Origin of the sequence: Mycetocola sp. 2940, from assembly GCF_040548835.1 — a bacterium.
Taxonomy (GTDB): Bacteria; Actinomycetota; Actinomycetes; order Actinomycetales; family Microbacteriaceae; genus Mycetocola_A.
Window position 1 is genome coordinate 184,752 of the sequence record NZ_JBEPSK010000002.1, and the last position, 16,628, is coordinate 201,379.

Genomic DNA, 16,628 nt, shown 5'->3' on the forward strand with positions numbered 1-16,628 from the left:
CATGAGTGACCCCGCCGACCTCCCCTTCGCCGAAGCCCTCATCTCGGATGCCGCCACCTCGCAGTACCCCAATCGCATGTCGCGTTTCGGCCGCATGGTCGGACGCTGGGACGTGCACTCCAAGCGCCTCGACGAGAAGACCGGCTCCTGGCACGAAACAGACTTTCTCTGGGTGATGTCGTTCATCCTCGGCGGCAAGGCGGTGCAGGATGTCGCGCTGCACCCCCGTGACGACGGCGGCTACGACGCGATCGCCACAGCCGTGCGCGTGTACGACCGTGACATGGGCGCCTGGCGGGTCAGCTACTTCGAACCTGAGCGCGGGGAGTACGCGCACCTGGTCGCGACGGCACACAAGCGTGACGGCATCCGCCAGGACGGCACCCGGAACGACGGTCTCCTGATCCGCTGGAACTTCTCGCGGATCACGGACACCTCGTACACCTGGGAGAGCTTCGTCTCGGAAGACGGAGGCAGCACCTGGGTGCTCAACGAGCACAACGAGGGCCGGCGCATCAACTAGGCGTGGGGTGCGTGCGGGGCACCGGGCCCGGTACGCTTCGGCACATGAGCCAACTGCACCTGCCCCAGCTCGGCTACGGCGCCGCCAACATCGGCAACCTGTATCGTGCCATGACCGATGACGCCGCCTGGGAGATCCTGCAGGCGGCCTGGGATGCCGGCATCCGGTACTTCGACACCGCGCCGCACTACGGCCTCGGCCTCTCCGAGCGGCGGCTCGGCGCGTTCCTCGCCACAAAGCCGCGCGACCAGTACGTGGTCTCGACCAAGGTGGGGCGGCTGCTCGTCCCGCACCCCGAGGGTGCCGTCGAGCTCGACGTCGAGAACAACTTCGCCGTGCCCGCCGACCACCGCAGGGTGTGGGATTTCTCAGCCGACGGCATCCGGTCGAGCGTTGAGGAGTCGTTGGACCGCACCGGACTCGACCGGTTCGACGCGCTGTACCTGCATGACCCGGAGCGGCACAACCTGCAGGAGGGACTCGACGTCGCCATCCCCGCTCTGGCGCGCTTTCGGGACCAGGGGATGACGAGGGCCATTGGCGTCGGGTCGATGGATACCGACGCGCTCCTCGCGTCGGTGAACACGGGCGCCCTCGACCTGGTCATGGTCGCCGGCCGGTACACGCTCGCGGAGCAACCGGCGCTCGCCGAGGTCGTGCCCGCGTGCCACGTGCAGGGTGTGGGTATCGTCAACGCCTCCGTGTTCAACTCGGGACTTCTCGCCACCGACACGCCTGGCGCTGACGGCCGCTACGAGTACGGCGACGTGCCCGCGGCGCTTCTCGACCGGGTGAAGGCGATCGCCGCCGTCTGTCGCGACTTCGAGGTGTCGCTGCCCACCGCGGCCCTGCAGTACACGCTGCGCGACGAGGCGGTCCGCTCGATCGTGGTCGGGGGCAGCGCGCCGGAACAGCTCAAACAGAACGCCGCCCGGATGGTGGAGTCGGTTCCCGATGGGCTGTGGTCGACGCTCGCCGAGAGGGGTCTCATCCCGGCGTGACCGCCGCTGATGCACCCGCGTTGCCGGCTCGATTGCGCCCCCGGATGTGGGTCACGCAATACTGGTAGTCATAACTGGTTGCTTCGACGCCGGACGGGCGTCGTTCGGCCGCGGAAAGAAACGGTGACCCGACGTGTCGAATGAGCCACAAATCACTGCCATCGTCCGAACCGACGGTACGGGTGAAGTGTTCGTCGACGGCAATCGGTCCGAGGTGCATGCCAGTGACGTGGCCGGCGCTCGCGGCACCGTCATCGCCCGCGTCGCCGATGAGGCCGCCGCACGCGACCGCCCGGTACGGGTCGAGATCACCGACCTCGACGGTGTCTACCTGCTGATCGTCCACCCGGACGGCGACGTCGAGTCCGAAGGGCCGGTCCTCGCGGTGAGCGGGAACGAGGACGCCCCAGGCCAGCCTGAGGCGTCGCTGATCCCGCCGCCCCCCTTCGAGATCGACGAGTATCTCGACCGGGCTGAACCCGAACCCGCGCACCGGTCCGGCAGGCACTTCGAGCCCGCCCCGGGGCGTCGCTCGACATTCCGCGCGTATGGCGACGATCTGGTCCTTCCCGACACGAGCACCGACACGAGCACCGACTCGAGCACCGACTCGAGCGCCGACTCCGGAGACGGCCGGGACGACGGATTCACCGAGACTCCGTCGTACGACGAGCCGGGGTTCGCCGCCGCATCGTCCCCCGTCGGCGCCGCCACCCAGCCCGAGGCATCCGTCGCCGTCGCCATCGAGTCCGCACCATCCGACCCCGTCGAGCCTGTCCCCGTCGAGCCTGTCCTCGTCGACCCGGCACCGCTGGAGACTCCCTCCGACGCGCCCACGTTCTCTCCACCAACCGCGGACGCAGCCGACGCGCCGACGCTCGACGACTTCCTCCAGTCCCGCCCGTCGGCGCCGGAAGGGCCGGCGAAGAAAGGCTGGCAGGGAGTTCTGCACCGCATCAGCGGCGGCCTCATCTCGCCGCGGCCCGGCAAGACCGAGCAGTCGCACCGGGATGCCATCCGTCGCGTGCAGCGCAGCCTCAAGGGACCGCGCACCATCGTCGTGCTCAACCCGAAGGGCGGCGCGCACAAGACGACCGCGACGCTGCTGCTCGCGGCGACGTTCGGGATCCACCGCGGCGGTTCAACGCTCGCCTGGGACAACAACGAGACCCGCGGTACGCTCGGCTGGCGCGCACAGCCGTCACGGCATTCGAACACCGCCGTCGACCTGCTCCGCGACGTCGGCCGGTTCGCCGACGTCGAATCGGCCCGGGTCGGCTACCTCGACAACTACGTTCGTGGCCAGGGAGATGCGCAGTTCGACGTCCTCGCCTCGGACGAGGATGCCGCGGCGTCGTCGACGATCGACGCGAAGGCGTTCGACAGTCTGCATTCGACGCTCAGCCGGTTCTACCGCCTGCTCGTCATCGACACGGGCAACAACATGCGCGCATCGAACTGGGAGGCGGCGGTCGAGGCCGCCGATCAGCTCGTCGTGGTGACGACCGTGAACGAGGAGACGGCGGCAAGCGCCGCGTGGCTCATCGACGGCCTCCGCCAGAAGGGCCACCAGGACAAAGTGAGCCAGGCGGTGACGATCCTGTCAGCACCCGGCGACGCCGCGCAGCCGGAGCTGTCCCAGCGCCTGCACGCCCACTTCTCCGCCCTCACCCGCGTGGTACTCGAGGTTCCGTACGACCCCGGCTTCCAGAGCGGCGGCCCGCTCAACGTCGAGGTCCTCTCGCCGCAGACCCGCGAGGCGTGGCTTCAGGTGACTGCGGCGGTCGCCGACGGGCTGTAGTCGCTCGTTCACCCGCTCGGGATAAGGAAAAAGGCGCCGCATAAGGACGCTGTCGCGACAGCATCCTTATCTCAGGTCTATTTCCTTGTGTCGTGCCGTTCGCGACAGTAGCCGGTCCGGACGGTCAGGCGCTGCTGCGCCGGACACGGTGAAGAGTTCGGACGGTTCGCGGCCAGGTCACCCGTTGCGGCCGGGGTCACCCGGCGCGCCGGATGCTTTCGTCCGGAGTGGATGACCTGGCGCGCCAGCGGGCCGGCGCGCTACCGCAGCTGCTGCTGCTTCGCCTGGACCGGAATCAGCAGCAGAAGCCCGATGAGAATGACGAGGACGATACCGAGGATGCCCCAGTACTGTTCCCCGCCGATCGTGATGAACAGGGCGAATGCGGTCGGCGCGAGGAACGAGACGGCGCGGCCGGTCGTCGCATAGAGGCCGAACACCTCCCCTTCGCGGCCGGCCGGAATGAGCCGCGCCAGGAACGACCGGGACGCCGACTGCGCGGGGCCGACGAAGAGGCACAGGGCGAGACCGAAGATCCAGAATACGATCGCACCGCCGTCGTGGAGGAAGAAGACGGTGAGTCCGGCGAGAACGAGTCCGATGAGGGATGCCATGATCACCGGTTTCGCGCCGAGCCGGTCGTCGAGCAGCCCGACGGTGATGGTGGAGATCCCGGCGACGACGTTCGCGGCGATGGCGAAGATGATGACTTCCTGGGCCGAGAAGCCGAACCAGCCGGCCGCAAGGACGCCGCCGAAGGTGAACACGCCGGCGAGGCCGTCGCGGAAGACCGCGCTGGCCAGGAGGAAGTAGACGGTCTGGCGGCTTTCGGTCCAGAGCTTGCGGATGTCGTTGAAGAGGCGCCGGTAGGAGGCGAAGAACCCGACCTTCGCACGACGCGCGCCGACCCCTTCGTACTCGGGCACGGTCAGGAGGACGGGCAGGGCGAACAGCCCGAACCAGATCGCCGAGACCAGGACGGTGACCCGCACGTCCATGGCGTCCTCACCGGTGATGCCGAAAAGCCCGACCGGCGGCGCGATGAAGCCGAAGTAGACGATGAGGAGAAGCGCGATACCGCCGAGGTAGCCGAAACCCCAGCCGATGCCGGAGACCCTGCCGATCGTCTTCGGCGTGGAGACCTGGGCCAGCATGGCGTTGTAGTTGACGCCGGCGAACTCGAAGAACACGTTTCCCGCCGCGACGAGCAGAAGGCCCAGCCAAAGGAAGTCCGGTTCGGGAGCGACGAAGAACATGCACGCCGTCAGAGCGACAACGATGTAGGTGTTCACCCCGAGCCACAGCTTGCGCCGCCCGGCGCTGTCCGAGCGCTGCCCGGTGACCGGGGCGAGCAGGGCGATGAGCAGGCCGGCCGCAGCCAGTGCCCAGCCCAGCTGGGCCGAGACGGCTGCCTCCCCGCCGAACGCGTCGGAGGTGAGGTAGACGGTGAAGACGAAGGTTGTGATGACGGCGTTGAATGCGGCGGAGCCCCAGTCCCACAGTCCCCAGGCCAGCACGCGTTTCGGGCTGATCCTGGCGGGCGCCTCCGAGAGCGCGGGGGCGACGGTGCCGTCGCTGGGGTTCGTCGTCATGAGGTCAGGGTAGTGGCATCCGCCCGCGCACGGGTGAACGCATTCTCCCGTCGTGTCGCCGCGGCGGTGCGCCTCAGAGCAGCTTGCGCTCCAGCGCCCACGCGGTCAATTCGTGACGCGACGACAACTGCAGTTTGCGCAGAACGCTCGACACGTGGGTCTCCACCGTCTTCACCGAGATGAAGAGCGCCGCGGCGACCTCCTTGTAGGCGTACCCGCGGGCGATCAACCGCATCACCTCCTGCTCCCGTGCCGAGAGCCGATCGAGTTCGTCGGATGCCTCGGCGGTCTCACCCGAGACGGCGCCGAACGCGTCGAGCACGAACCCGGCGAGCCGGGGCGAGAACACGGCGTCCCCGTCGGCGACGCGACGGGCGGCATCCGACACGTCAGCACCCGACGCGCTCTTCGTGATGTAGCCGCGGGCGCCGCTGCGGATGACCGTCACCACGTCATCGGCGGCATCGGAGACGCTCAGCGCGAGGAACCGCGTGTTCGGGGCCTGGGCGGCAGACCGCCGGATGACCTCGGCTCCGCCGCCGCCCGCCCCGCCCGGCAGGTGCACGTCGAGCAGCACGACCTGCGGCTGGGTGGCCACCACGAGGGCGACAGCGTCATCCACGGTGGCCGCTTCGCCGAGAACGCGGATGCCGTCGGCCAGGTCGGCACGCAGACCGGAGCGGAAGATGGAGTGGTCGTCGACGATCACCACGGTGAGGTCGGCGGCGGTGGGGTCAGGTGTCGACATGGTGGGCTCCCTCGGTCAACGGAAGAAAAAGGCGGACTTCGGTGCCGGTGCCGCCGGGCCCCGGAGAAACCTCGGCGGTCCCGCCAATGCGTCGCATCCGTCCGAGGATGGATTCGCGCACACCCATCCGGTCCGACGGGATGCTCTCGAGGCTGAGCCCCGGCCCGCGGTCGGTGACGGTGAGCTCGACCGCTGTCGGCGACGACTCGAGGTAGACCGAGACGGTGCCGCCGGCGTGGCGTGCCGCGTTCAACATCGCCTCGCGGGCTGCGCCCAGCAGCGCGTCTGGCACCGTGCCGGGGCTCTGCCCGGCGGCGACGACGTTGATCTGGGCGGCGTACTCCTGCTCGACCACGGCGGCGAGGCGGCGGAGTTCGTCGGCGAGGTCGACGGACGAACTCGGGGAGCCGGCGAAGAGCCAGTCCCGCAGTTCGCGCTCCTGCGCCCGGGCCAGACGGGAGGCGTCGCTGGCAGGGTCGGCTTTCTGCTGGATGAGGGCAAGCGTCTGCAACACCGAGTCGTGCAGGTGCGCGGCGATCTCCGCGCGATCCGCCTCCCGCACGCGAGCCGCCCGCTCGTCGGCCAGGTCACGCGTCAGCCGCACGAGCCACGGGGCGACGACGATGGCGACGCCGAACAGCACGGCGAGTGCGGCGACGAAGACCGTCCACACGTTCGGTTCCTCACCGGTCACGAAGAACAGGAGGATGCCGAGGGCCACGAGCACCAGGGCGCCGAGTGCCCGCACCAGCAGGGCCGACGACGATGACGACCGTTGCCGGCGAAGGTCGTCGAACTGCCGCCAGGCGAGCCCGGCACCGCCGAGCACGACGATCGCGGGGATGACGAAGGCGAGGGGAACGTCCATACCCATCCGGGATGCCACAAGCGCGCCCGCCGCGGCGAGGAGGGCCACGCCGAGCAGAATCTCGGTGATCGGGGCCGACCGCGTCGGCGCGGCCTCCGGGGCAGCGGCTGCCGGGTCGCTGGGGCGCGTGAGCACGCGTTTCAGTGGGTCCGTGGCATCCGCGGCGATCGGCGTGGTCGCCCACAGCCAGCAGTACAGGAGCAACCCGGCCCCTCCGCACGCGGTGAGCAGCACCGTGACCGTCCGCACGATCGGCAGCGGAAGACCGGTGTGCTCGGCGAACCCGGCACAGACGCCGCCGACCAGCCGCACGCGCGGGCGGGTCATGCGAGGGGTGTCCATGGAGCAATCCAAGCACCCCCGGCCGTCGATGAGGCACCCGTGCCGGTGATCTCAGGGTCTGATCAGGGGGATACCCCATGGCACGGTGCCGGCCGACGCCGCCAGACTCGAGTCATGAACGAAGCACCTCCCACCCCCGGCCCGACCCAGGCGAACGCGCCGACAGCGTCGCAGCAGGGCACCTTCTTTGACTGGATCCGAGGCGCAGGCCTCATCCGCACCGACGACGCCTGGCTGGCCGGCGTCGCCGGCGGTATCGCCAGGCGCACCGGCCTCGACCCGCTGATCGTCCGCGGCATCATCCTCGTGGTCGCCATCCTCGGCGGCCCCGCCCTCTTCCTCTACGCCGTCGCGTGGGCGCTGCTCCCCGACAGCCAGGGACGCATCCACCTCGAACGGGCGATCAAGGGCATCTTCGACCCGGCGATGATCGCCATCGGGGTGCTCGTCGTTCTCACCTTCGTGCCGTTCATGCAGGGCATCTGGTGGCAGGGAGCCCCCGACTTCTGGAACATGCCCGAATGGCTCGAGTCCACCCTCCGCTCCGGCTGGGTCCTTGCCCTGGTCGCCGGTCTGATCTGGCTCACCGTCGTGATCGCCCGGCGTACTCCATCGACCGCACCCGGCCAGGAGCCTCGCGCCCATGCAGACTTCTGGACGAACTCGGCGACACCGGCCGAGGCCCCAACGGCAGGCAGCGCGTCGTTCGGCACTCCGACCCCGTTCACGGCGGATGCCTCGTCCCCCGGGCCGGCGTCCACTAGCGGGACCGACTCCATCTGGTACGCGACCCCGGAGGCGGCACATTCCGGCGTCGCCTCTCCGAACGCCTGGAATCCGGCACAGGCACGAAGCCAGGCCGAGCGGGACGCCCAGAGGCAAGCCCGCGATGCGGCCCGCGCCCAGCAGCGCCGTGAACACGAGGAACGGTACCGCCGGCGCCAGCCGGGCGCCGCCTTCGTCTCGATCTCGCTGGGGCTGGCGCTGCTCGCCGGCGTGTTCGTCGCCGTCGCCCTCGGGTACACCACGTTCTCGGACACCGCCGTGCTCGTCGGCGTCGGCACCGCACTCGGCGTGATCGCCCTCGCGACGATCCTCGCCGGCATCCGCGGCAAGGAGAGCGGCGCGCTCGGCTTCTTCGCCGTCGTCGCGATTCTCGTGCTGCTCTTCGTCGGGGTCTTCCCCCGAGGAACCGCCGTCTCGGTGGTCGGGAACACCACCTGGGTCGTGGAGGATGCCGCGCCGGGCACGTCGACCGGATACTCGATGGCCGCCGGTTCACCCACACTCGACCTGTCGGGCCTCGACGACCGGGGCGCCGAGGTCGGCGGCACCGTCGAACTCTGGCTGGGCGCCGGAACCGTCGAGCTGGTGCTGCCGGAGGACGTGCCCGTGGTCCTCGAGGTCGCCGGCGGCATCGCCGGGCTCAGCTACACCGACGCCGACGGCGAGGCGCGTGAACGCGGAGCGCCGGCCTACCGGGAGGTGCTGCGCTTCGGCGACACCTCCGGCGACGACATGACAACCGTCCGGATCTGGCTCGGCGCCGGAAGCGTCGACATTGCAGACACCACGAGGAGCACACGATGACCGACACGAATGACACCACGCCTGTCCGGCCGGCAACGCCGGCACCGGACGCGGATGCCACGGATGTGCTGTTCGGCGACTCCGGCCGGACAGAACCGGCAGCGTCGTGGCCCGGCCCGGCCGGGCCCCTCCCGCAGCCGGAGCGCCTCCGGCCCCGGTTCGGAACCATTCTCTGGGGCGTCATCGTGCTGGTCTTCGCCGGGTTCATGGTGACGAACGCGATCGTCCCGTTCGTCGTCGACCCAAGCGCGTGGATCATCGCCGGGCTGGTGGCCGGGGGAGTGGTTCTCGTCGTCGCCGGGATTGCGGCGGCGGTCCGGAGGGCCGACTGACGGCATGCGTTCGCGTCTCCTGACGGGCGGTCCCTGCGGGGGCCGCCCGCTTTCGTCGGTCTGAAACTTGAGCCGCCCAGGCTCAGGGTTTGCCGTGAGAAGTTGACAGCACGGAGGCGACCGGTAAACTTGAGTCATCGCCGCTCAACTATTTGAGCAGGCGTCACGAACTTGATATCTGCTGGCCGCAACCCGGCCGACATCGAAAAGACCCTGACCGGTCCTAAGGAGATAAAACACATGGCACGTGCAGTAGGAATTGACCTCGGAACCACCAACTCGTGTGTGGCCGTCCTCGAAGGTGGTGAGCCCACCGTCATTGCGAACGCCGAGGGCCTCCGCACCACCCCGTCGGTCGTCGCGTTCACGAAGGACGGCGAGGTGCTCGTCGGCGAGACCGCGAAGCGCCAGGCCGTCACCAACGTCGACCGCACCATCGCATCCGTCAAGCGCCACATGGGCACCAACTGGACCTTCGCGGTCGACGACAAGAAGTACACGCCGCAGGAGATCTCGGCCCGCATCCTCGCCAAGCTCAAGCGCGACGCCGAGCAGTACCTCGGCGACACCGTGACGGATGCCGTCATCACCGTTCCCGCGTACTTCAACGACGCCGAGCGCCAGGCCACCAAGGAGGCCGGTGAGATCGCCGGACTCAACGTCCTCCGCATCATCAACGAGCCCACCGCCGCCGCGCTGGCATACGGCCTGGACAAGGGCAAGGAAGACGAGCTCATTCTCGTCTTCGACCTCGGTGGTGGAACGTTCGACGTCTCCCTGCTCGAAGTGGGCAAGGACGACGACTTCTCGACCATCCAGGTCCGTGCAACCGCCGGTGACAACCGCCTCGGTGGAGACGACTGGGACCAGCGCATCGTCGAGCACCTGATCAAGCGCTTCAAGGAGACCACCGGCGTCGACGTCTCGAACGACAAGATCGCCAAGCAGCGCCTCAAGGAAGCCGCCGAGCAGGCGAAGAAGGAACTGTCCTCGGGCATGTCCACCTCGATCCAGCTGCCGTACCTCTCGCTCACAGCCAACGGCCCGGCCAACCTCGACGAGACGCTCACCCGCGCGCAGTTCGAGCAGATGACGAGCGACCTCGTCGACCGCACCAAGAAGCCGTTCCAGGACGTCATCCGCGAGGCGGGAATCTCCGTCGGCGACATCGCGCACGTCGTTCTCGTCGGTGGATCGACCCGTATGCCCGCCATCTACGACCTGGTCAAGCAGGAGACCGGTGGCAAGGACCCGAACAAGGGCGTCAACCCTGACGAGGTCGTCGCCGTCGGCGCCGCTCTCCAGGCCGGCGTGCTGAAGGGCGAGCGCAAGGACGTCCTGCTCATCGACGTCACCCCGCTGTCTCTCGGTATCGAGACCAAGGGCGGCATCATGACCAAGCTCATCGAGCGCAACACGGCCATCCCGACCAAGCGGAGCGAAACCTTCACCACCGCGGACGACAACCAGCCGTCCGTCGCGATCCAGGTGTTCCAGGGCGAGCGCGAATTCACGCGCGACAACAAGAACCTCGGCACGTTCGAGCTCACCGGAATCGCCCCCGCGCCCCGCGGCATCCCGCAGGTCGAGGTGACTTTCGACATCGACGCCAACGGAATCGTGCACGTGTCCGCGAAGGACAAGGGCACGGGCAAGGAGCAGTCGATGACCATCACCGGCGGTTCGTCGCTGGCGAAGGAAGACATCGAGCGCATGGTTCGCGAAGCTGAGGAGCACGCTGCAGAGGACAAGGCCCGCCGCGAGGCAGCCGAGACCCGCAACACGGCCGAGCAGCTCGCCTACTCGATCGACAAGCTGATCCGTGAGAACGCCGACAAGCTGCCTGAAGACGTCAAGAGTTCCGTGCAGGGCGATGTCGACGCGCTCAAGTCGGCCCTCGCCGGAGACGACGAGGCCGCGGTGAAGACCGCGTACGACAAGCTCAACGAGAGCCAGGTGAAGCTCGGCGAGGCCATCTACTCGCAGGCGCAGCAGGCTGAATCAGCACCCACCGGCGGCGCTGAGCAGCCGGCGGATGCGGCATCCGAGGAGGATGTCGTTGACGCTGAAGTCGTCGACGACGAGACCGAGACCGACTCTTCGACGGGGGCACGAAAGTAACGATGACTGACACGAACCCGACTCCAGAAAACGGCGACGAGGTTCAGCCAGTGGACGAAGGGTCGGAAGCGATTGCTTCCGACCCTGAGTCGCAGGTGGACTCCGAACTCCCCGAAACGATCGACGACGACGAACTCACCGTCCAGGACATCCTCGACGCAGCCCAGGCCGACGGTCTCGAGGAGGAGGTCGATGCGGAACGCGTCGCTGACGCCTCCCCGGAACACGAGCACCTCGTCGACCTCAAGCGCGTGAGCGCCGAATACGCGAACTACCGCAAGCGCACCGAGGCCAACCGCGAGATGGAACGCGAGCGCCTGACCGGTGACGTCATCAAAGTGCTGCTCCCGGTGCTGGACGACATCGACCGCGCCGAGAAGCACGGTGACCTCGAGGCCGACACCCCGTTCTCGGCGATCGCCGCGAAGCTGCGCACGAGCATCGCGAAGCTCGGCCTCGCGCCGTTCGGTGAAAAAGGCGAGCCGTTCGACCACAACCTGCACGAGGCGATCTTCCAGCAGCCCAGCCCCGACGTCGAAACCGAAACCATCCTCGACGTCGTCGAGACCGGTTACACGATCGGTTCGACTCTCCTGCGGGCGGCCAAGGTCGTTGTCGCCGTTCCCGAGTAGGCCTGATGGCAAGTCAGGACTGGTTCGATAAGGACTTCTACAAGATTCTCGGCGTGAAGAAGGATGTCACACCGGCCGAACTGAAGAAGACCTATCGCAAGCTCGCGCGCAAGTATCACCCCGACTCCAACGCGGGCGATCTGAACGCAGAAGCAAAGTTCAAGGAACTCAGCGAGGCGTATTCCGTTCTCAACGACCCTGAACAGCGCAAGGAGTACGACGCGGTCCGCGCCATGGGCTCCGGCGCCCGCTTCACCGCCCCCGGTGGCGGCGGCGCGGGCGGCGGGTTCGACGACGTCTTCGGCGGGATGTTCGGCGGTGGCGGACGCGGGGGAAGCACGAGTTACCAGCAGGCCGACTTCGACGACATCCTCGGCGGGGTCTTCGGGCGCGGTGGTTTCGGCCAGCCGAGCGGCGGTTACCGCGGCTTCGGCGGCCCGACCCCCGGCCGCGACGTCACGGCATCCACCACCATCGATTTCCTCACGGCGACGAAGGGTGACCAGATCACCCTGCAGACCGCTGAGGGGCGAACGATCAAGGTGAACATTCCCGCCGGGGTCGCCGACGGCCAGAAGATCAAGCTGCGCGGCAAGGGCCACCCGTCTCCCGACGGCGGGCCCGCTGGCGACCTCGTCCTCACCGTCGCGGTGCGGAAGCACCCGGTGTTCGAGCGCGACGGGCTGAACCTGCGGGTGAACGTTCCTGTGACGTTCGTCGAGGCGACGCTCGGCGCGACGATCGAGGTGCCGACCCTCGGCGGTGAGCCGGTCAAGCTGCGGGTCGCGCCCGGGACTCCTTCCGGCCGCGTGCTGCGGGTCAAAGGACGCGGCGTGTCGACCTCGAAAGGCACAGGCGACCTGCTCGCGGTCGTCCAGGTTGCGGTGCCGTCGCACCTCAGCGCTGAGGCACGTGCTGCGCTCGAGCGCTTCCACGAGCTCGAACCGCACGAAAACCCGCGCGACGACCTCATCGTCCGGGCCCGGGGATAACGATCATGGACGAGAATTCGCCGATCTTCGCGATCGCGATGGCGGCCGAGCTGGCCGGAATGCATCCGCAGACGCTGCGGCAGTACGACCGGCTCGGCCTCGTCTCCCCAACGAGGACCGCGGGTAAATCCCGGCGGTACTCGATGCGCGATGTCGTGCAGTTGCGTGAGGTCGCGCGGCTCAGCGCCGAAGGCGTCAGCCTTGAAGGCATCGGTCGTATCCTCGCCCTCGAGAACGAGGTCGTCGCCCTGCGCGCCCGCGTGCGCGAGCTCGAACACGCGCTCGCCGATGAACTCGTCAAGTCGCCGGGGCGCCGGGTGTTCGCCGCCGGGTCCCAGGGTGACGTCGTCCCTCTCAAGAGCGGCACGCGGGCGCAGCGACGAACCGAACTCGTCGTCTGGCGGCCGTTCCAGCGTTGAGCTGCCGGTACCCAGGGCGGTTCCGATCGGTACCCAGGGTGGGTTACGCCGATCCGGGTCGGTGGTTAAGCTGAGCCGCATGAGCGAGAACGAGCCCCGAATTCCGGACGAGAAACCGTCAGTCACCCCGCAGCGCGAGCCTGACCCGCCGACAGAACCGCGGCCCGGCCAGGGCGAGCAGGCCAGCCCGCCACCGGGTTCTCCCCTCGCGCCTCCGCAGGGAACGCCGTTGCCCCCGGCCGGCGCGTCGCCGGCCGCACCGGGCCCGATCCAGCAGCCCGGCTATCCGCAGCAGGCGGGTAACCCCGGCCAATACCCGCCCCACCAGGGTTACCCGCAGCAGTATCCGCCGCAGGGCTATCCGCAGCAATATCCACCGCAGCCGGGCTATCCGGCGCAGCAGCACGGTTATCCGCAGCAGCAGTACCCGGTGCAGCAGGGATACCCGCAGCCCGGCTATATCGCACAGGCCCCGGCACGCCCGGCAGTGCCGCCGCGACCACCTCTCGCGCCCCGGCAGAAGCGCGGAGCGATGCTTGCCGGTGCCGTCGGCTTCTCGCTCATGAGCCTCGGTTTCGCCCTCGTCGCGATCCCGCTTGCCATCGGCCTGTTCGGCGCGCTCTTCAGCACGCTGTTCTCCTGGGCGGCGACGAACAGTCGCGACGACATCTCGATCGACGGGGGTGTGCCGCCGGAGGACTTCGAACGGTTCATCGCCGACGCGTGGTCCACGTTCCTGCCCTGGATGATCGGTCTGGTCATCCTCGGCATCATCCTCTGGATTCTCGGCTACCTCGCCAGCCTCGGGATCCTCCGCAGCCACCGGGTGAACCGCCCGGTCGCCGTCACCTGGAGCGCCCTCGGGATCGCGATCGTGGGCAGTTGGGCGCTGAGCGCCCTGAGCTCGCCGATATCCGGGCTGTTCAACCTCTGGACGCCAGACATCGGGTCACCCGAGGGGGTCGGCGGGGTGCCCGACCTGACCGGCTTCGACGTCGCACCGTTCATCGGCATCGGCGTGGGCTTCCTCCTCCTCAGTGTTCTCGTGAACGCCGGGATCGGCCTGCTCAGCTGGTGGTGGATGGCGCACGCGTTCCGCGAACGCCAGGAGCAGCAGCCGGGAAGGAGCTGACGCGGCCGGGGTGCGTGCCCGGCCCCGCGGCGGCCCCGCTAGCCTGAGACGGTGACGGACTTCCCCTTCGAACGGCTGAGCCGCTGGCCCGAAATTTCGGCGCCGAACCTGTTCGCCTTCGACGCCACCGATCGGCTCCTGCTCGACGTGGCAGCAGCGGATCTTGCTGCATCGGCACCGGGCGATGTCGCGGTGATCGGAGATCGTTTCGGCGCGCTGACGCTGGGCGCTGTCGCTGCCGGGGCCACCGGCATCCGCGTGCACCAGGATGAGCTTTCGGGTGAGCGAGCCCTCGCGAACAACGCGGCGACCCTCTCACGATCCGATGGGTATACGAATCTGCCGCTGGAGGCATCCGTCGTCGAGGGGGCTCGCGTCGTCGTGCTGCAGTTGCCGCGGTCGCTCGACGCCCTCGCCGAAATCGCCGACCTGATTGCGAGGCATGCGGCAGCGGATGTCACGGTGTACGCCGGCGGACGGGTCAAGCACATGGCCCACGCGATGACCGACGTCCTCGGCGCCTTGTTCGGGTCGGTCACCGCATCGCTCGCGCAGCAGAAGTCACGCGTTCTCACCGCGCGGGAACCGCGCCGGCCGGTGGGGAACTCGCGCTGGCCGGCGCGGGAGTTCCATGACGACCTCGGCCTGTGGGTGTGTGCCCACGGCGCCGCCTTCGCGGGCACGAAGGTCGACATCGGCACCCGGTTCCTCCTCGGTTTTCTCGACGGGCTCCCCGCGGCCGAAACGGCGATCGACCTCGGGTGCGGCACGGGGGTGATCGCCGCGGCTCTCGCCCGGGCCCGGCCGGCCATGCGGGTGACGGCCACCGACCAGTCCGCGGCGGCCGTGGCATCCGCCCGCCAGACCGCAGGAGCGAACGGGCTCGCGGACCGCATCACCGTGGTGCGCGACGACGGCTTGTCGGGCTGGCCGGATTCCTCAGCGGAGCTGATCGTGCTGAATCCGCCGTTCCACGTCGGCGCGACCGTGCACGCGGGAATCGCGCAGAAACTCTTCGACGATGCGGCCCGTGTGCTGAAACCGGGCGGCGAATTGTGGACCGTGTGGAACTCGCATCTCGGCTATCGGCCGACGCTCGATCGTACGGTCGGACCGACCAGGCAGCTGGGGCGGAACACGAAGTTCACCGTCACCGTGTCGGTTGCGCGCTGATCAGCGGCGCACCCGGACGTAGGTGTCGATGACGTGATCGGCGATCGCCATCGCCGAGGTCGCTGCGGGTGACGGCGCGTTCCGGAGCAGGGTGACCGCGCCGACCGGGTCGACGGCGAAGTCGTCGAGCAGGGCGCCGCTGCGATCCCAGGCCTGCGCCCGCACGCCCGCGGCCGTCTTGTGGCTGAGATCGGCCATCTCGAGTTCGGGAATGAATCGTCGGGCCTCAGCGAAGTAGAGGCGTTTGACGAGGGATGCCGCGATCTCCTTCGCTCCCATGCGCCAGTGTGCCCGCGCCAGGCCGGCCGCTCCCGGCCAGGTCAGGGACGCCCAGGTGTCGCGTGCAGAGATCCGGCCCCAGGTGTACCCCTCACGGGCGAGGGCCGGCACGGCATTCGGGCCGACGTGGACGTCGTCGTAGACGCCGCGGGTGAAGTGCACGCCAAGGAACGGGAAACGGGGATCAGGGACCGGGTAGATCATCCCGCGGACCAGATGCTGTCGTGCCGGCGCCAGCGCCCAGTATTCACCGCGGAAGGGCAGGATCTTCGGCGACGCCGACGCGCCGACGAATCGGGCGACGACATCCGACTGCAACCCGGCGCAGACGATGAGCCGGTCGAAGGTGAAGTCGTCCGTCGGCGTGACCACCCGAACGCCGGACGGGACTGTGGAGATCGCGGTCACCTCGTGACCGAGGAGGATCCGCCCACCGCCCTGCCTCACGTCGTCGGCCATCGCCTCCGTGATCGCCGTGTAGTCGACCGCCGCGGTGTGCGGGGAGTGCAGGGCAGCGACTCCGGCGGCGTGTGGTTCGAGGGCGCGCAGCTCGTCGGGGTTCACGCGCCGGAGTCCCGGGACGCCATTCGCCGTCGCCCGGGCCTCGATGTCGGCGAGGGCGGGCAACTCGGCGCTCGTCACGGCGACGACGAGCTTGCCGACTTCGCGGTAGGGGAGCTTTTTCTCTGCGCAGAACTCGCGGGTGAGTTCGCGGCCGATGGCGCAGAGCCTGGCCTTGAGCGAGCCGGGGGCGTAGTAGAGCCCGGCGTGCACCACGCCTGAATTACGGCCGGTCTGGTGCAGGGCGAGCCGGCGCTCCTTCTCGAGAACGGTGACCTCACCCAGTCCGTGCCGGGTGAGCGCGCGGGCGAGGGCGACCCCGACGATTCCGCCGCCGACGACTCCGATGCGCTCAGCCATGAGTTTCCCGTCCCGTGCCAGGCAGCCCAACGTGAGGTTGCCTCGGCTGTTCATCCTAGGGGGATGCCTGACGGCTGTCGTCCACCCATCGGGGGCACGTCAGGGCCGACTGCGGTCCCTGGTCGGGCGTGCTCCGGCAGGAACGGCTGCGATTTCGTCGAA

Annotated in this window: 15 protein-coding genes; 11 read left to right on the forward strand and 4 right to left on the reverse strand. The window is 68.8% G+C overall.

Translation table 11 applies throughout. From position 1 onward, the window contains the following. The first annotated feature begins 1 nt into the window (after position 1). The 3 genes from ABIE24_RS03290 to ABIE24_RS03300 all read left to right on the forward strand — a co-directional run bounded on the left by ABIE24_RS03290 (position 2) and on the right by ABIE24_RS03300 (position 3,325). The gene (locus tag ABIE24_RS03290) at positions 2-523 is read left to right on the forward strand and encodes a hypothetical protein (protein WP_354496781.1); all 522 of its coding nucleotides are present in this window, start codon (positions 2-4) and stop codon (positions 521-523) included. A 44-nt stretch (positions 524-567) separates the two neighbouring features. Next, positions 568-1,524, forward strand: coding sequence for an aldo/keto reductase (locus tag ABIE24_RS03295; protein ID WP_354496783.1), 957 nt, complete (start codon positions 568-570; stop codon positions 1,522-1,524). Positions 1,525-1,657: 133 nt separating this feature from the next. Further along, entirely contained in the window at positions 1,658-3,325 is a 1,668-nt protein-coding gene (locus tag ABIE24_RS03300) for a MinD/ParA family ATP-binding protein (protein WP_354496784.1), read from the forward strand. 260 nt (positions 3,326-3,585) lie between these two features. Here the strand turns inward: ABIE24_RS03300 and ABIE24_RS03305 are convergent, their stop codons facing one another. From ABIE24_RS03305 to ABIE24_RS03315, 3 genes are all read right to left on the reverse strand, one after another. Beyond that, on the reverse strand, positions 3,586-4,917 hold the full coding sequence (locus tag ABIE24_RS03305) for an MFS transporter (protein ID WP_354496786.1): 1,332 nt from the start codon (positions 4,915-4,917) through the stop codon (positions 3,586-3,588). A 73-nt stretch (positions 4,918-4,990) separates the two neighbouring features. Next, positions 4,991-5,665, reverse strand: coding sequence for a LuxR C-terminal-related transcriptional regulator (locus ABIE24_RS03310; protein WP_354496788.1), 675 nt, complete (start codon positions 5,663-5,665; stop codon positions 4,991-4,993). Next, the gene (locus tag ABIE24_RS03315) at positions 5,652-6,875 is read right to left on the reverse strand and encodes an ATP-binding protein (protein ID WP_354496790.1); all 1,224 of its coding nucleotides are present in this window, start codon (positions 6,873-6,875) and stop codon (positions 5,652-5,654) included. The genes ABIE24_RS03310 and ABIE24_RS03315 overlap by 14 nt, the downstream gene beginning before the upstream one ends. A 114-nt stretch (positions 6,876-6,989) precedes the next feature. Between ABIE24_RS03315 and ABIE24_RS03320 the strand changes: the two genes are divergently transcribed. The 8 genes from ABIE24_RS03320 (at position 6,990) to ABIE24_RS03355 (ending at position 15,266) form a co-directional block, all read left to right on the forward strand. Continuing rightward, positions 6,990-8,465 (forward strand): PspC domain-containing protein, encoded by a 1,476-nt coding sequence (locus ABIE24_RS03320; protein ID WP_354496792.1) that lies wholly within the window; start codon positions 6,990-6,992, stop codon positions 8,463-8,465. After that, positions 8,462-8,797, forward strand: coding sequence for a hypothetical protein (locus tag ABIE24_RS03325; RefSeq protein ID WP_354496793.1), 336 nt, complete (start codon positions 8,462-8,464; stop codon positions 8,795-8,797). The genes ABIE24_RS03320 and ABIE24_RS03325 overlap by 4 nt, the downstream gene beginning before the upstream one ends. A gap of 240 nt (positions 8,798-9,037) precedes the next feature. Next, complete coding sequence (dnaK, locus tag ABIE24_RS03330; protein ID WP_354496795.1) at positions 9,038-10,918, forward strand: molecular chaperone DnaK; 1,881 nt, start codon at positions 9,038-9,040, stop codon at positions 10,916-10,918. Positions 10,919-10,920: 2 nt separating this feature from the next. After that, on the forward strand, positions 10,921-11,550 hold the full coding sequence (locus ABIE24_RS03335) for a nucleotide exchange factor GrpE (RefSeq protein ID WP_354496797.1): 630 nt from the start codon (positions 10,921-10,923) through the stop codon (positions 11,548-11,550). A gap of 5 nt (positions 11,551-11,555) precedes the next feature. Further along, on the forward strand, positions 11,556-12,542 hold the full coding sequence (locus tag ABIE24_RS03340) for a DnaJ C-terminal domain-containing protein (RefSeq protein ID WP_354496799.1): 987 nt from the start codon (positions 11,556-11,558) through the stop codon (positions 12,540-12,542). A gap of 5 nt (positions 12,543-12,547) precedes the next feature. Beyond that, the gene (locus ABIE24_RS03345) at positions 12,548-12,961 is read left to right on the forward strand and encodes a heat shock protein transcriptional repressor HspR (RefSeq protein WP_354496801.1); all 414 of its coding nucleotides are present in this window, start codon (positions 12,548-12,550) and stop codon (positions 12,959-12,961) included. 79 nt (positions 12,962-13,040) lie between these two features. Continuing rightward, positions 13,041-14,093, forward strand: a complete 1,053-nt coding sequence (locus tag ABIE24_RS03350) for a hypothetical protein (protein WP_354496803.1) — start codon at positions 13,041-13,043, stop codon at positions 14,091-14,093. Positions 14,094-14,144: 51 nt separating this feature from the next. Further along, positions 14,145-15,266, forward strand: a complete 1,122-nt coding sequence (locus ABIE24_RS03355; RefSeq protein ID WP_354496805.1) for a class I SAM-dependent methyltransferase — start codon at positions 14,145-14,147, stop codon at positions 15,264-15,266. Here the strand turns inward: ABIE24_RS03355 and lhgD are convergent, their stop codons facing one another. Next, positions 15,267-16,466 carry an L-2-hydroxyglutarate dehydrogenase gene (gene lhgD, locus ABIE24_RS03360; protein WP_354496807.1) on the reverse strand — a complete coding sequence of 400 codons (1,200 nt, stop codon included), beginning with the start codon at positions 16,464-16,466 and terminating at the stop codon, positions 15,267-15,269. Positions 16,467-16,628 lie beyond the last annotated feature (162 nt).

Excerpts from the sequence above, each read along its gene's own strand:
- ABIE24_RS03350 (WP_354496803.1), top strand. The coding sequence starts at position 13,041 with ATGAGCGAGAACGAGCCCCGAATTCCGGACGAGAAACCGTCAGTCACC.
- ABIE24_RS03310 (WP_354496788.1), bottom strand. The coding sequence starts at position 5,665 with ATGTCGACACCTGACCCCACCGCCGCCGACCTCACCGTGGTGATCGTC.
- lhgD (WP_354496807.1), bottom strand. The coding sequence starts at position 16,466 with ATGGCTGAGCGCATCGGAGTCGTCGGCGGCGGAATCGTCGGGGTCGCC.
- ABIE24_RS03295 (WP_354496783.1), top strand. The coding sequence starts at position 568 with ATGAGCCAACTGCACCTGCCCCAGCTCGGCTACGGCGCCGCCAACATC.
- ABIE24_RS03340 (WP_354496799.1), top strand. The coding sequence starts at position 11,556 with ATGGCAAGTCAGGACTGGTTCGATAAGGACTTCTACAAGATTCTCGGC.
- ABIE24_RS03315 (WP_354496790.1), bottom strand. The coding sequence starts at position 6,875 with ATGGACACCCCTCGCATGACCCGCCCGCGCGTGCGGCTGGTCGGCGGC.
- ABIE24_RS03290 (WP_354496781.1), top strand. The coding sequence starts at position 2 with ATGAGTGACCCCGCCGACCTCCCCTTCGCCGAAGCCCTCATCTCGGAT.
- dnaK (WP_354496795.1), top strand. The coding sequence starts at position 9,038 with ATGGCACGTGCAGTAGGAATTGACCTCGGAACCACCAACTCGTGTGTG.
- ABIE24_RS03320 (WP_354496792.1), top strand. The coding sequence starts at position 6,990 with ATGAACGAAGCACCTCCCACCCCCGGCCCGACCCAGGCGAACGCGCCG.
- ABIE24_RS03325 (WP_354496793.1), top strand. The coding sequence starts at position 8,462 with ATGACCGACACGAATGACACCACGCCTGTCCGGCCGGCAACGCCGGCA.
- ABIE24_RS03345 (WP_354496801.1), top strand. The coding sequence starts at position 12,548 with ATGGACGAGAATTCGCCGATCTTCGCGATCGCGATGGCGGCCGAGCTG.
- ABIE24_RS03335 (WP_354496797.1), top strand. The coding sequence starts at position 10,921 with ATGACTGACACGAACCCGACTCCAGAAAACGGCGACGAGGTTCAGCCA.
- ABIE24_RS03305 (WP_354496786.1), bottom strand. The coding sequence starts at position 4,917 with ATGACGACGAACCCCAGCGACGGCACCGTCGCCCCCGCGCTCTCGGAG.